We start from the raw sequence: 13,712 nt of genomic DNA on the forward strand, positions 1-13,712 counted from the left end.
ATGAGTACGAACCCTAAGAACTTACCGAAGCACATCAAGAAAGGCCATGAATTGGTTTTCTCTCAGCAGGATCTGACTGCTCGTGAGGCAAACTTGTTTGGTCTGATGGTGGCGAACATGAAACCTGAAGATTGGGACAATCAAGGCAAGACACCTGAATACCGATTTACGGCGTCTCAATTGTCCGAGTGGTTGGGATTAAACAATCGTGCGATTGGCTCTCAGTTAAAGCAGGTTGTCAGCCGTTTGGCATCACGAAAGATTGGGATCATTATTGAGAAGCAAGGCGACACGGAATTTGAATTCACGCCTTTATTCAAAAAGGCGACGTACAAAGATCGTGTCCTGACATTGATCCCCAATGATGCGCTATCAAAAGAGTACATCGAGTACAACCAAGGTTTCTCGTTGATCAACACCAAAAGTTTTTTGGGGCTCAAGCGTGAGTACACCAAGCGTCTGTATGAGATCTTGTCACGTTTTAAAACGGATGGAACCAACTTGAAGCCGATCGAGATCGATGATCTAAGGGCCTTTATGGGTTTGCTCAATGAAGACGGCTCTCTCAAGGCCAATAAAAGCTCCTTTAAGAACACCAGCGTATTTCTGTCACGGTGCATCAAGGAGAGTATTGAAGAGTTAAGTGAAGATCCCAAGACCAGTAAAGAGATTTTGTTCTTGGAATCAGAAGACGGTTTGGGGATCCGTCTGCACAAGCATGGCCGTAACATTCACGCGGTCGAGTTCTTGTATCGTTGGATAAACAACGCTAACCCCGCGCAAAAGCTGCATTTTGAGGACGCCAAACGCAATATTACCCGGTTGGAGACCAAGCGTTTAACCACGGATGAGCCGTTGACAACAGAAGAGCTGGAGCTGCTGTCTTACTCGTATCGTTCAATCGATGAAGACGATAAAGCGGCATTTGTTGACCAAGCGCTAATGAGTCGTCAAAGCAGTGGCAATGGCGACGTAACGCCTGAACTGGTCGACGGTGACGACGACGACAAGTCTTTCCTCGATAAATTGGCGGAGCTGGAGCGTATTAACGGCGCTAAAGGTTATTGATCCAATATCACACAAGAAAGTTTGCTTTGAGGGTTCAAGCAAACTTTTCTGTCGACTATCTCTCCCCTACTCCGCGAAAACGACAATATATTTAGGCATTCCATCATTTTTTGTTGTGTGAAATGAAAAATAGAGGATATACTAAATCCAGAAACTTGGTGGAGATAGAAATGGATACTCTGCAAACTACTGCAACCTTTCAGAATTTAAAAGAAGGGGCGGATCGCTACATTAAGCGCCGCAATCTTCGTTTGTTGGCAAATCATCGCAAAGAGTTACGCAACTTTACTCGTGCCGAAGCATCGGTGTATTTGGGCATCGATGCAAAAACCTTAGACAAGTACGTGGCAACGGCGGGCATCGATCCTCGTCGCCATGAAGACTCTCAATGGTCGATAGACATTGGTGAGATGTATCAAGTCCGTGATCTGCTACCTGAAGCTTTACGCAAAGATCCAAAATTTGTCCGCCAGTCGAATCAGAAGATGCAGGTTTTGGTGATCCAGAATCAAAAAGGCGGTGTGGGTAAAACGGTCTCTGCGGCTACCATCGCCTCCGGCTTGGCAACGGAATTTCACCAAGAATACCGTGTTGGGTTGATTGATATGGACGGCCAGGCAACGTTGTCTATGTACTACGCACCTGAATCCGAGCTTGAAGGCTGCCTATCCATTGGCGATCTGATGATGCGCAATTTTGAGTTGGATGAAGGCGAAACCTTTGAGCAAGCGGTGTCTGAGTCGTTTCTTGAAACGACAATCCCAAATTTACGCATCTTACCGGCGTCGCAAACAGACCGGGCGATTGAAGGCTGGTTTCATGAGCAGGTGTTCAGTCAGAAGCTCGCCACGCCGTACTCTTTGTTGAGTGACATTATCGCTTCGGTTCAAGATGAATTCGATATCTTGATCATCGATACCCCGCCTTCGTTGGGGTACGCGACGTACAATGCGTATTATGCGGCAAGCAGTGTGGTCTTCCCGTTGTCGATCACTGAAAATGATATCGACGCAACGTGCTCTTATTTCAGCTACATTCCTCAAGTCTGGGCACTGTTAGCCAACGCCGAGCACCAAGGCTACGATTTTATGAAAATCTTGCTGACCAATCACAGAGACAGTTCGACAACCACAGAGCTGATGAACAGTTTGTACGATCATTTCTCCACCTATTTGTATTCGAAGGAATTCAAGCACAGTGAAGCCGTTCGTCAGTCTTCTTCGCTGCTGTCGACGGTATTCGACATGTCTAAGAGCGAATACCCTAAGAGCAAGGCGACCTTTCAAGGGGCGCAGCAGAATGCGTATGAAGTCACCAGTCAGATACTGCGCGACATCGTGAATGTATGGCGTGAAGAGGAGCAAGACTAATGGCAAAAAAACGTGGCGCGATCAGTCCGTTAGGCAACACCGTTGGATCTGAAGAAGCGCAGAAAAACGCCCGTGAAGCCAATCTAGAGTCACTGAGCCGTCAATTGAGCTCTGAGTTGGAAAAAGCCGGAGAAAGCACGCACGCGTTCTTAGCGCGCCAATTTGGCCTGGAATCGGTGGGTCAGGCGGTGGAATGGCGGCTTGCTTCGGGACAGTGTGTTCAATTTCACGAAGTGACCCTCTCTTATGAACAGGTTAAGCAAGACACTTTTGTCACCTTTGACATTAATGGTCGCGATCAGTCGCTGCTAACCCCGGAGTCGTTAGCTGATCTGGATTCACTGGAATATCAGCAGTTTTACCCTGCGGTTGGTCGTGAAGTCGAAGGGAAAATTGATATCCTTGATGGCTCTCGACGTCGTGCTTGGTTTTTGCTCCAGCAAGGGAAAGTGGCCACATTTCGTTTATTGGTGACCAAAGCCACCATAACGGTCAATGACGCTAAAGCGCTTGCCAAGCAATTGCAAACGGCCAAAGAGCATAACCCAAGAGAGATTGGTCTACAGTGTCTGACCCTTATGCAGCAGGATGGGCGCACTCAGGAAGACGTTGCGAAAATGCTCAACATCAGTCGACAAAGCGTGGGTCGTGCGGTAAAGGCGGCCAGTATCGATGAACGGCTCATCGCCCTCTTCCCAGTTGTGAATGAGCTTTCTCACACCGACTATGAACTTTTGCACAAAGTCATGAAGCATTTTGAGTCGTTGCCAGATAAGCTGTCTCACTTCATCGAGAGCCTGAGTTCGGAGTCCCCTCAAGCGTCTGAGGTGGACAATCGCAAAGAGCAGCGCGTCGAACAGATCAAAGCGGCGCTCAAGTTCGAAACGGCGAAGACGAAAACCGAGAGCGATGTCGTGATCACGCCACTGACAACGTTTTCTTCGAAAAGCATGTACGCCAGAAAACGCATTAAGGGCCGTGCCTTTAGTTACGAGTTTGCGCGTTTGCCTAAGTCAGTGCAAGAGTCACTCGATGAGGCGATTGCCTCTGTACTGAGTGACTATCAGCAAGACAAATAGCGCTGACGCGACTCTGTCCCCTGAAAGCCTGATCTCCTGTCGTGGTGATCAGGTTTTTTTGTGCCCGTTTTTTGGAGGGAGACAGTGTGATGCTCTTAAAGTCGCGTTACTTCGGCTGCGGAATGCGTTTGACGACAAGAAGCGCAATGATTGCAAACACGGCCGCCAAGGCGAAGCTCCACTCTGCGCCGTAGTGTTCACCCAGTGTGGTGATGATGAAGGGCGCGATCGCCCCGCCGAGCCATCGGATGAAATTATAGGCGGCAGAAGAAACCGACGTGTCACAATTGGGGGTTTCCAACGCCAGCTCAGTAAACAGCGTATTCACGATCCCAAAACAAGCGCCACACAAGATGACTCCGGCGCAGAGCCAGCCGCGCTGCGGGACGGTTGATTGGACCAACCACGCCATTAGCAGCATAAGAATAAACAGCACCACCATGCACACGGTTAAAATGGTTTTCGGCGTTTGGTGCGTTTTCCATTTTGAGGTCACGATGGTGGATGTGATGGCGAGCGCCAATCCCCAGCCGAAAAACACCAGTCCGACGCTGACTACACCGAGGTGAAGAACGAAGGGAGCGTAGGCAAGAATGGTAAAGAACACAAAGTTGTAAAAAAATGCCGCCACGCTGATGTTGAGTAAATTGGGGGTTCGCAGTGCTTTGAGGGCGACCAACCCTCTCCCGGGGTGCCGCTGTGAGGGGGTACGTGGCACCCACTTAGTGACAGCGCCTCCAGCAACCAGCATTAAGACTGCCGTTCCAACAAATGGGTAGCGCCAAGACATTTGACCAAGTGCGGCTCCCAATAGCGGCCCACAGGCAATGCCAGCGCCCAATGCGGCTTCATAATACTTAATAGGGCGAGCACGATTATCGTGTGACAATGTCACCAGCAAGGTGAGTGCAGTGGCCACAAACAAGGCATTGCCCAGCCCCCACCCACTTCGATAGCCAATCAATTGATAGACCGATGTTGCTGTTCCGCAGGCTAAGGCAAACAGAGAAATCGCGATGGATCCAAGCACCATGGTTCTTTTGAGTCCTAGGTGGTTCGCGGTATAGTCGGTGGCCAGCATCATAATGGCGGTGATAAAAAAGTAGCTCGAAAAGAGCAGCGAAACTTGACTGGGAGTGGCGTGCAGTCCTTGAGATATCGACACCAAAATGGGGTCGACCAATCCGATCCCCATAAAGCCGACAATCGTTGCAATGAGCACGGCTCTAATCGCTAACCTATTTGAAGGGATGAGGGTCATGGTTCCTCCTGTGTTGGGTGGAATCAATCCGATAGGCTTCGTCAGCCTACGGGGTTGTTTTGTATCGAGTGGTAGATGACTCAATTTTGCGATGACGTCAGGCGGCAGATCCAGTTATTCATATTTATTATTGCTTACGGTCGCTTGACTTGTGTTGAGGTAACGGTCGTGGTGCCACTTTCTTTGACGACTCAGCCTCACTCATTCCTTAAGATGAGCGTGATGGTCAATCGAACGCAGGGCATAGGCGACAAACTAGGCTAGAAATAAGGGACACCACACGGCATTAATCTCCTCCTCTCTAGTCGATAAAGACACGTTACTACACATGGAATTTGGTTTGTTTTCTGCATAACAACGCTCATCGGTGGCGACACCCACGCATACCGCTGCAGAGAGGCCGGGAGATGACGGCAAAAAAGCGTCTCAACGCTTGTGCGAAATCGTCCGTGTAACGGGTGTATTGGTCTGTAGAACAGTGTTGAGTTTTCTTGCTGATCCCCAATTGCCCCTGCGCTCTAGCTCGGTCCAAGGCTTTAAGCGTGGTAGTGGCTGTTGAGATGACGTTCGTGCCCGTATCGTGTGAAGGCCGACCGCCCTCACCTCCCATAGAATGTTGTCAATGCTCAGGCTGGGCATCATGCCGAGCGCAAGAATGGCACGGTGGTTGAGTTGGCGTTCGTCGAGTCTCTGCCGGTGATGCGTGAAGGCCGGCCGACCTCCCCTCCCCTAGAATGTTGTCAATGCTCAGGCTGGGCATCGTGCCTAGCGCAAGAATGGCGTGGCGGTTGAGCTGCCGTTTGTCGAATGACTTCCAGTGGAGTGTGAAGGCAAGCCGCCCTCACTTCCCATAGAATGTTGTCAATGCTCAGGCTGGGCATCATGCCTAGCGCAAGAATAGCGGTGGTTGAGTTGGCATTCGTCGAATGACTGCAAGTGGCGTGTGAAGGCAGGCCACCCTCACTTCCCATAGAGTGTTGTCAATGCTCAGGCTGGGCATCATTGCTTAGCGCAAGAATGGCGTTGTGGTTGAGCTGCCGTTTGTCGAGCCTCTGCCGGTGATGCGTGAAGACAGGCCGCCCTCACCTCCCCTAGAATGTTGTCAATGCTCAGGCTGGGCATCATGCTTAGCGCAAGAATGACGTGGTGGTTGAGCTGCCGTTTGTCGAGCCTCTGCCGGTGATGCGTGAAGGCAGGCCGCCCTCACTTCCCATAGAATACTGTCAATGCTCAGGCTGGGCATCATGCCTAGCGCAAGAATGGCGTGGTGGTTGAGCTGCCGTTTGTCGAGCCTCTGCCGGTGATGCGTGAAGGCAGGCCGCCCTCACTTCCCATAGAATACTGTCAATGCTCAGGCTGGGCATCATGCCGAGCGCAAGAATGGCGTGGTGGTTGAGCTGCCGTTTGTCGAGTGTTTGCCAGTAATGTGTGAAGACCGCCCGCCCTCACCTGCCATAGAATGTTGTCAATGCTCAGGCTGGGCATTATGTCTAGCGCAAGAATGGCGTGGTGGTTGAGCTCCCGTTTGTCGAGTGTTTGCCAGTAATGCGTGAAGGCCGCCCGCCCCCACCTCCCCTAGAATGTTGTCAATGCTCAGGCTGGGCATCATGCCTAGCGCAAGAATAGCGTGGTGGTTGAGTTGGTATTCGTCGAGTTTCTGCCAGTGGTGCGTGAAGGCAGGCCGCTCTCACCTGCCTTAGAATGTTGTCAATGCCCAGGCTGGGCATTATGCCTAGCGCAAGAATAGCGGTGGCGGCTGAACTGCCGTTTGCCGAGGGCTTGTCAGTATTGCGTGAAGAAAAATCTCCCTTACCTGCCTTGGAACGATGTCAATGAGCCGTCGCTGTTGGCTTTTTCATAGAACTGGGCAACCTGCTTATGACGCGATGCGCATCACCGACGTAAGTCATTAATGTCTAATAAAGCATAATGAATATAGCGTAAGGCGCGTGAGAGCTAACATCGGACTGTAACTTCAACCTTGAGTAAGGAGCTTTGGATGAAAGTACAATCTGAACCAGCCGCAACGTTCGCGTATAAAACCAAAATGGTAGAGCCAATTACTCTCTTGACGAGAAAAGAGCGAGAATTGGCGCTAGAGAAATGCGGTTATAACCCCTTTGGTCTACAAAGCCGAGAAGTCTATATCGACCTACACACGGATTCTGGAACGAGTGCTTTGAGTCAAGAGCAATGGGCGGCGTTGATGATAGGAGATGAAGCCTATTCTGGTAGTCGTAGCTTCGAAGCGTTAGAAGAGTCGGTTGCTAAGGTGTTCGGCTATCAACACTTCGTGCCTACTCACCAAGGGCGTGGAGCTGAAAAAATTCTGTTCCCTCTTTTAGTGAAGCGATGGAGAGAAATGCGTGGTCACGCGGTTAGCAACAGCAAACCGATCTTTATCTCGAACTTCCACTTTGATACGACTGCTGCGCATGTAGAGCTTGCTGGTGCTAAAGCGTTAAACAGCGTTGTGGATGAAGCCTATGACACAGAGGCCGAGTTTCCTTTCAAAGGAAATATGTGTTTGGTTAAATTGCAGAAACAAATTGACCAATATGGCGCGCAAGCCATCGCCGGTATAGTGATGACTGTGACCTGCAACAGTATGGGAGGTCAGCCAGTATCGATGGAGAATTTGCGTCAAGTGTATGAGTTGGCGCATGGGTACCGTATACCTGTGGTGATTGACTCTGCCAGATTTGCCGAAAACGCGTACTTCATTAAGCAACGTGAAGAGGGCTATGCCGACAGCGCCATCATCGATATTGTTCGTGAAATGTATGAATACAGTGACATGTTAACGCTGTCAGCGAAAAAAGACCCAATGGTCAACATCGGTGGATTGCTTGCTGTTAAGCAGAACGAAGATCTGTTCCGCCAAGTCCAAATGCTGTGTATCGTTAATGAAGGGTTTGTTAGTTACGGTGGGCTTGCAGGGCGTGATATTCAATGCCTCGCCGTCGGTTTGCTAGAAGCCGTAGACGAAAATTACCTGAGAGCGCGAATTGCGCAAGTAGAGTACTTTGGTCAATTGCTTAAAGACGCGGGTATCCCAATACAAACTCCGGTGGGGGGACACGCAATCTTTATCAATGCGGGGCTGTTGTTGCCACATATACCGCCAGGGCAGTTTCCTGGTCATGCACTTGCCAACGCGCTGTATCTCGAAGGTGGGATTCGTACTGCGGAGATTGGCTCTTTTCTGCTAGGCCGTGATCCAGAGACTGGGATGCAAAAAACCAGTGAAGTTGAATTGACGAGATTGGCAATCCCTAGGCGGGTATATTCTAATGAACAGCTTATCTATGTTGTTGACGTGTTGAAGAAAATCAAAGCCCATGCGAAAAATATTGTTGGCTATGAGTTTACTTATGAACCACCAGTACTTCGTCATTTTCTTGCGCGCTTAAAGCCAGCAGGAAAATTGAACAGCATTGATTAATAGACGCAATCAAGTATCCATTGATGGATGTCTGGAGGAGGATCGAAAATGATTGACGATGCTCGTCTGTCTGTACAGCAACCTCCTTCATCACATCATTCTACACATGGCTTGAATCATAAGAGTTCTGAAATTTCTATGGCTGGGATAAGAGATGCCCATTATCGTGAGACGACGTCAGGTGGAGGCAATAGCCTCGACCTCGACTCGTCTTGATCAATTTCTCGCCAAACGTGCGAGACAGCTTTTTGCGTAACCGGCATATTAAGACGCGAATAGAGGCTTGCTGATTGAGAGAATCTTCACGAATTGCAATGGTAATGTCGCTCATTGAAACGGGGGCATTACAATGGACGAACAAGTAGGCTAGCAAGTCGAACTCGCTGGTTGTTAATAAGGCATGTTGACGACGGTAGCTTAAGCTGCGTGAATGAAAATGCAGCGTCATTCTGTCGTAAGCTAGATGGGTGTACTCAAACTTGTGTTTCCAGTCACTGATGATTTTGTGCAGCCTTGCGTACATTGTTAACTTGGAACAAGGCAGAGACTGCCACTGGATGAGACTTTGGCAGCGAGTCTTCCGTCGAGGAGCAGGGTGTGCGATCTGTGTTACCCATAAAATTGGTGCAGTGAAATAGGGCAGTTGCGGATGAGTTGCGGTCAACCAATGCGTCAATGACGCGAAACTTTTGGCGTAGACAATACAGTCAAAAGGATGCAATTGATCATAGTTGGCGTAGTCCCGAGGTTCGCCCACGATACTGACGCGAATATTTGATTGAGACATGAGTTGTAAGACTTGCGCAGTACGCTGAAGGGTCTCATCAGCGATCAATAAGATTTGAATAGTCATCGGTTTTCTGCCATTACGTAAACTTGGATTATTTATGTCAATAAGCAATTAATTTCGCAATTTATTAGTGTTTTTTAAGTTGGTGAAACCACTAGTTTGACCGACAAACAACGAAACTTTTAAAATGTCACACTGTCACGCATTGTCGACTTTGGAAGCCAATGAAACGAAAGTCTGGTGGTCGTTCCGATTTATTTGCCTCGACCTTGACGAGGTTAGGGGAGGGGGCATTACGGGCAATCGGCGCACGCATTCAGGGCTAAGGGCAATAATATAATTTAATAATTGTCAAAATGTTGCAGCGCCTTATTATATTAGCTTTGCCTTAAATAAATGAAATCTAATAATAAATAACGATAAATTATTATTAAGTTTGAATCCTTAAACGAACTCTGCAAAGTATTCGCTCTAATTAAGTAGTTGAAATAATAAAGTAAATTATTACAAATAGAGTTAGGAGTGACGGCTGAGGAGGTAAAACATGTATGACATTGAGTGTAGAAAAATTTCATGTGCATTTTGTCGAGAGGTACAAGCGATAGAGCACGTGTTAGGGATCAGTGTTAGGTCGTGTGAAGGCAAACTGTTTATTGTGTTGGGGGAAAAGCGAATGGGGTGCAGTCAAAATGCAGTCCGAGCGCTGTGCTACTTGTGCCAGAAAAAAGATTATTTGGTTTCCAAGTCGGATATCGAAGCTTATGTTTGGCAAGGCGGGGTAGTGGGGATGAGCAGTTTACCGGTCTTGATGCATGAGGTGCGGCGTTTGATCAGACATAGTCGCTTTGAAATTGTCACGATCCGCAATAAAGGTTTTGTTTTCCATGATGCCAAGCAAAAACGTTTATTAGAGCAGAGTCGCGTCATCCACCAGCAAGCGGTCAACACCTGATGAGCGTCGATAATAATCCATGTTAAATTCTATTAATTCTATATCGACACAAATACGATATAATGGTGCTAGGATCAATTCTGCGTTGAGTTCTTGATAGGTATTCCCTATGGTGGTCCCACACGTCCAGGGTGAACGACAAAGTGTTGTAGGGAGTGACACTGTGCTTATCAGACCGACTACCTGCAAGCAGAATTGATCCGCTTCAATGCCTTTCTGTAGTGGTCGTTTGGATGGTTCAAGCCTCCTCGAGTGATTTGAAACGCTCAATCAAGAAATCGAGAAACAGCCGCAAGCGTTTAGGTTGATACTGCCGGCTGAGATATATGGCATTGAGATCCGCACCGTAGGAAGATGTCGAAGCGTTGAAGTTTTTCATATAGCCATTGAGAAGGGTGACAAGGCGTTGTTGTTTAATGTCGGCCTGGACGTCGAGTATGGATTTCAAGGCAATACCGGCCCCATCCAGCGCCCACTGGCGTATGACTTCACCATCGTCGGAAAATCGCTTTGGCATGACGGTGATGGCATTATGCTGCTCTTCATCTTGAAAGTGCCATGTTTTCAATTCTTCGTTGCTTCTAACCATGGCTAAACAGTCATGGTTAGCCAAGTCCTGTGGTGTGATCGGCGTACCTTTCTGCGCCAAATAACTCGGTGAAGCGCATAAGACACGTCGACTTGATGCAAGTTTTCGCGAAATCAGATTGCTGTCTGCCAGCTCTCCGTAGCGTATCACGATATCCAACCCAGACTCGGCTAAGTTCGACAAATTGTCGTTGAGGTACAAGTAGGGGATGACTTCAGGGTACAGGTCACTGAACTCGGATAAAAGCGGCGAAATGTACTGTTTACCAATATCTCGTGGCGCAGAGATTTTCAGTGTCCCCCGAACGTCATTGGTGCCAGTTTGGAGTAAGTTTTCCGTTTCATTGACGCTATCGATGATCGCAAGACAGGCCTGATGATACGTTGCGCCCGAGTCGGTTAACGAGATATGTCGGGTACTGCGATTGAGTAATTTGACACCGTAGCGAGCCTCCAATGATTGCAAGCGCGCTGTGACCGTCGCGGGCGATAACCCCAATTCTCGGCCAGCGGCAGCAAGGCCGGCATTTTTCACGATGCTGACAAACAGCGTCATGTCTGAAAACTTATCCATGAACTTTCCCCATCGATTATTCAGTTCAATAAAATAATCAATTCGAATAATACTTAATTATCAATTTTTTTCCAATGCTTATACTGACTTCATTGTCATGGGATGGGAGAGAAGTGATGCAAACCAAACAGACGATTTACGTGGTGGTCGGTGGGACATCCGGTATCGGAGCGCACCTGGCGAAACAACTGGAAAGCGAAGAGACCGTGGTGCATGTCGTGAGTCGTCGAACCGGCGTGGATATTGGGGATGAACAAGCGATACGTCGCTATTTCGACACTGTTGGTGCGTTCGATCATCTTATTGTCACTGCGGGCTCTTCTGCCCCCTCCGGTAAGGTTGTCGATGTTGACATTGCCCAAGCAAAAGGGGCCTTCGATACCAAGTTTTGGGGGGCGATTCACGCCGTGAAACACGGCGCACAATACATCCGCGAAGGAGGAACGATCACGCTGACTTCAGGGATGTTGGCCCGAAAAACCGTAGCAAGTACATACGTAAAAACGGCCATCAATGCCGCCATGGAAGCGACCGCTAAAGTGCTAGCAAAAGAGTTGGCGCCGATCCGTGTCAATGTTGTGAGCCCCGGCTTAATTCAAACAGACGCGTACAAAAACATGAGTGAGGCAGACAGATCGGCGATGTATGAACGTACGCGCCTTCATTTGCCTGTTGGCAAAGTCGGTGAAACCACGGATGTGACGCAGGCGTACCAACTTGCTATTCAAAATGCGTACATGACCGGCGCCGTTATTGATGTGGATGGAGGAGCGCTGCTTGGCTAACGTCTTTCCCCCTTTGATGAGGAGTCTAATGTGACACTGTACATCTATGAACATTGCCCATTTTGCGCCCGAGTGCGTTATGTCGCCGCCGTGCTTAACATCCCGCTCAACGTGGTGATCGTTGCGTATGACGACGATACGACCACGGTGGACTTGATTGGGGCAAAACAAGTGCCTGTATTGCGTAAAGAGGATGGTGAATGCGTGGCGGAAAGCTTGGATATCATCGATTACTTGATTGAACTGGCGGGGTCGAGTGACCACCGCAAGCCTTCTTTAGCCGCCTTAAAATGGCAACAAGCCGCGTTTTTGCCTCTACAAAAACTGGGGTATCCGCGCTGGGCGGAGATGGGATTGCCCGAGTTTTCAACCGAATCAGCGCGTTGGGCTTGGCGGATCAAGAAAGAAACTGAGGCGCTAAATTTCGATGCCTTGCTGCGAGATACTGACGATATCGCCAAGGACGTTGAGGGGCTGATCATCGAGGTGAAAGAGATCTTACATCTCGGTGGCGAACTGCAAGCGAGGCTCGTCGATGAGGCGCTTGTGTTCTCGTTGTTACGCGGTTTTTGCAGCGCCACCGCTATCCAGTGGGACGCCGCTGTGAAAAATTGGCTGCTGTCGGCAAGTCATAACACCAACATACCCCTACTTAAGTAAGGATTCCCAAATGAGTAAACTTTTTGAAGCGGTGCAGTTACCAGAGCTGGCGTTAAAAAATCGAGTGGTCATGGCGCCCATGACGCGTGCTCGTACTAGCCAGCCGGGTAATGTCCCAAACCGATTGATGGCAACGTACTATGCGCAGCGCGCCGGTGCGGGGTTGATCATCTCAGAGGCGACCCAGATTTCAGATGATTCGCAAGGGTATTCGTTTACCCCTGGTGTATACACGGATGAGCAAGTGGCAGGCTGGAGAGCAGTGACTCAAGCGGTCAAAGAGCAAGGCGCTGCGATGTACTGCCAACTGTGGCATGTTGGACGCGTATCTCATCCCACTTTCCAACAAGGTCGCGCCCCGCTCGCGCCTTCGGCATTGAAGCCCGTTGACACTCAAGTGTGGATTGCGGATGAACAAGGTGAGGGCCACATGGTTGACTGTATCGAACCTAGGGCGATGAACCAAGCTGACATTGATCGGGTGGTTAGTGACTTTGCTTCGGCGGCCAAACGAGCCATGCAAGCGGGCTTTGATGGTGTCGAGATTCATGGTGGCAATGGCTACCTCATCGATCAGTTTTTACGGACCAACTCTAACCATCGAACGGATCAATACGGTGGGACGCGAGAAAATCGAATTCGCTTTTTGCTGGATGTTGTGGATGCAGTGAGCGCAGCGATAGGCGCGAATAACGTTGGCGTACGACTTGCCCCGTTCATTACGTTCAAAGACATGAATTGTCCCGATATTGTGCCAACGATTTTAGCAGCGTCAAAGCAGTTACAAGCGCGCGAGATTGCGTATCTGCATTTATCGGAAGCCGACTGGGATGACGCGCCCGTTATCCCTGACAGTTTTCGTATTGCTCTGCGTGAATGTTTTACTCACCCAATTATTGTGGCCGGTCGCTACACGCAGGCTCGAGCCGATGAAATCCTTGAGAAAGGGTATGCAGATTTGGTGGCATTTGGTCGACCGTTTGTTTCAAATCCCGACTTGGTCACCCGACTCAAACATCAACACGCTTTGGCGGAGTTAGACGGCGCGACGCTCTTTGGTGGGGATGAACGCGGCTATACTGACTATCCCTCGTATGGCTAACGGCGCAAGGTATAACGTCCCCGCGTTGGGGGCAATGG

At 49.2% G+C, this 13,712-nt stretch carries 12 protein-coding genes; 9 read left to right on the top strand and 3 right to left on the bottom strand.

Annotated features, from left to right (window positions below; translation table 11 throughout):
- The 3 genes from IX91_RS23150 to IX91_RS23160 all read left to right on the top strand — a co-directional run bounded on the left by IX91_RS23150 (position 1) and on the right by IX91_RS23160 (position 3,517).
- Positions 1-1,068, top strand: coding sequence for a replication initiation protein (locus IX91_RS23150; RefSeq protein ID WP_004749117.1), 1,068 nt, complete (start codon positions 1-3; stop codon positions 1,066-1,068).
- A 170-nt stretch (positions 1,069-1,238) separates the two neighbouring features.
- Entirely contained in the window at positions 1,239-2,438 is a 1,200-nt protein-coding gene (locus IX91_RS23155) for a ParA family protein (protein ID WP_004748001.1), read from the top strand.
- Positions 2,438-3,517 carry a ParB family protein gene (locus IX91_RS23160; RefSeq protein ID WP_004748003.1) on the top strand — a complete coding sequence of 360 codons (1,080 nt, stop codon included), beginning with the start codon at positions 2,438-2,440 and terminating at the stop codon, positions 3,515-3,517. Before IX91_RS23155 ends, IX91_RS23160 begins: the two co-directional genes overlap by 1 nt.
- A gap of 106 nt (positions 3,518-3,623) precedes the next feature.
- Here the strand turns inward: IX91_RS23160 and IX91_RS23165 are convergent, their stop codons facing one another.
- Positions 3,624-4,778: an MFS transporter gene (locus IX91_RS23165; RefSeq protein WP_004748005.1), complete on the bottom strand. Its 1,155-nt coding sequence runs from the start codon at positions 4,776-4,778 to the stop codon at positions 3,624-3,626.
- Positions 4,779-4,853: 75 nt separating this feature from the next.
- Between IX91_RS23165 and IX91_RS26450 the strand changes: the two genes are divergently transcribed.
- Both IX91_RS26450 and IX91_RS23170 read left to right on the top strand, forming a co-directional pair.
- Positions 4,854-5,042: a hypothetical protein gene (locus IX91_RS26450; protein ID WP_138922211.1), complete on the top strand. Its 189-nt coding sequence runs from the start codon at positions 4,854-4,856 to the stop codon at positions 5,040-5,042.
- A 1,735-nt stretch (positions 5,043-6,777) separates the two neighbouring features.
- A complete protein-coding gene (locus IX91_RS23170; RefSeq protein ID WP_004744288.1) occupies positions 6,778-8,223 on the top strand; it encodes a tryptophanase in 1,446 nt (481 codons plus the stop codon).
- A 136-nt stretch (positions 8,224-8,359) separates the two neighbouring features.
- Here IX91_RS23170 and IX91_RS23175 read toward each other — a convergent pair whose 3' ends face one another.
- Positions 8,360-9,076 carry a helix-turn-helix domain-containing protein gene (locus IX91_RS23175; protein WP_004744287.1) on the bottom strand — a complete coding sequence of 239 codons (717 nt, stop codon included), beginning with the start codon at positions 9,074-9,076 and terminating at the stop codon, positions 8,360-8,362.
- A gap of 481 nt (positions 9,077-9,557) precedes the next feature.
- Here IX91_RS23175 and IX91_RS23180 point away from each other — a divergent pair, with 481 nt between their 5' ends.
- The gene (locus tag IX91_RS23180) at positions 9,558-9,965 is read left to right on the top strand and encodes a winged helix-turn-helix domain-containing protein (RefSeq protein ID WP_004744286.1); all 408 of its coding nucleotides are present in this window, start codon (positions 9,558-9,560) and stop codon (positions 9,963-9,965) included.
- A 238-nt stretch (positions 9,966-10,203) separates the two neighbouring features.
- Here the strand turns inward: IX91_RS23180 and IX91_RS23185 are convergent, their stop codons facing one another.
- A complete protein-coding gene (locus IX91_RS23185) occupies positions 10,204-11,127 on the bottom strand; it encodes a LysR family transcriptional regulator (protein WP_004744285.1) in 924 nt (307 codons plus the stop codon).
- Between the two features lie 116 nt (positions 11,128-11,243).
- Here IX91_RS23185 and IX91_RS23190 point away from each other — a divergent pair, with 116 nt between their 5' ends.
- Genes IX91_RS23190 through IX91_RS23200 form a run of 3 tightly spaced genes read left to right on the top strand, consistent with a single transcriptional unit; the run spans position 11,244 to position 13,674 of the window.
- Positions 11,244-11,912, top strand: a complete 669-nt coding sequence (locus IX91_RS23190; protein ID WP_004744284.1) for an SDR family oxidoreductase — start codon at positions 11,244-11,246, stop codon at positions 11,910-11,912.
- A gap of 30 nt (positions 11,913-11,942) precedes the next feature.
- Positions 11,943-12,572 (top strand): GrxB family glutaredoxin, encoded by a 630-nt coding sequence (locus tag IX91_RS23195; RefSeq protein ID WP_004744283.1) that lies wholly within the window; start codon positions 11,943-11,945, stop codon positions 12,570-12,572.
- Positions 12,573-12,582: 10 nt separating this feature from the next.
- On the top strand, positions 12,583-13,674 hold the full coding sequence (locus IX91_RS23200; protein WP_004744282.1) for an alkene reductase: 1,092 nt from the start codon (positions 12,583-12,585) through the stop codon (positions 13,672-13,674).
- The last annotated feature ends 38 nt before the right edge of the window (positions 13,675-13,712 follow it).

The organism is Vibrio tubiashii ATCC 19109 (assembly GCF_000772105.1).
GTDB classification, from domain to species: domain Bacteria; phylum Pseudomonadota; class Gammaproteobacteria; order Enterobacterales; family Vibrionaceae; genus Vibrio; species Vibrio tubiashii.

What these genes read in the sequence shown, in the direction of transcription:
- IX91_RS23190 (WP_004744284.1), top strand. Translation starts at nt 11,244, where the DNA reads ATGCAAACCAAACAGACGATTTACGTGGTGGTCGGTGGGACATCCGGT.
- IX91_RS23175 (WP_004744287.1), bottom strand. Translation starts at nt 9,076, where the DNA reads ATGACTATTCAAATCTTATTGATCGCTGATGAGACCCTTCAGCGTACT.
- IX91_RS23170 (WP_004744288.1), top strand. Translation starts at nt 6,778, where the DNA reads ATGAAAGTACAATCTGAACCAGCCGCAACGTTCGCGTATAAAACCAAA.
- IX91_RS23150 (WP_004749117.1), top strand. Translation starts at nt 1, where the DNA reads ATGAGTACGAACCCTAAGAACTTACCGAAGCACATCAAGAAAGGCCAT.
- IX91_RS23155 (WP_004748001.1), top strand. Translation starts at nt 1,239, where the DNA reads ATGGATACTCTGCAAACTACTGCAACCTTTCAGAATTTAAAAGAAGGG.
- IX91_RS23180 (WP_004744286.1), top strand. Translation starts at nt 9,558, where the DNA reads ATGTATGACATTGAGTGTAGAAAAATTTCATGTGCATTTTGTCGAGAG.
- IX91_RS23160 (WP_004748003.1), top strand. Translation starts at nt 2,438, where the DNA reads ATGGCAAAAAAACGTGGCGCGATCAGTCCGTTAGGCAACACCGTTGGA.
- IX91_RS23185 (WP_004744285.1), bottom strand. Translation starts at nt 11,127, where the DNA reads ATGGATAAGTTTTCAGACATGACGCTGTTTGTCAGCATCGTGAAAAAT.
- IX91_RS23200 (WP_004744282.1), top strand. Translation starts at nt 12,583, where the DNA reads ATGAGTAAACTTTTTGAAGCGGTGCAGTTACCAGAGCTGGCGTTAAAA.
- IX91_RS26450 (WP_138922211.1), top strand. Translation starts at nt 4,854, where the DNA reads ATGACTCAATTTTGCGATGACGTCAGGCGGCAGATCCAGTTATTCATA.
- IX91_RS23165 (WP_004748005.1), bottom strand. Translation starts at nt 4,778, where the DNA reads ATGACCCTCATCCCTTCAAATAGGTTAGCGATTAGAGCCGTGCTCATT.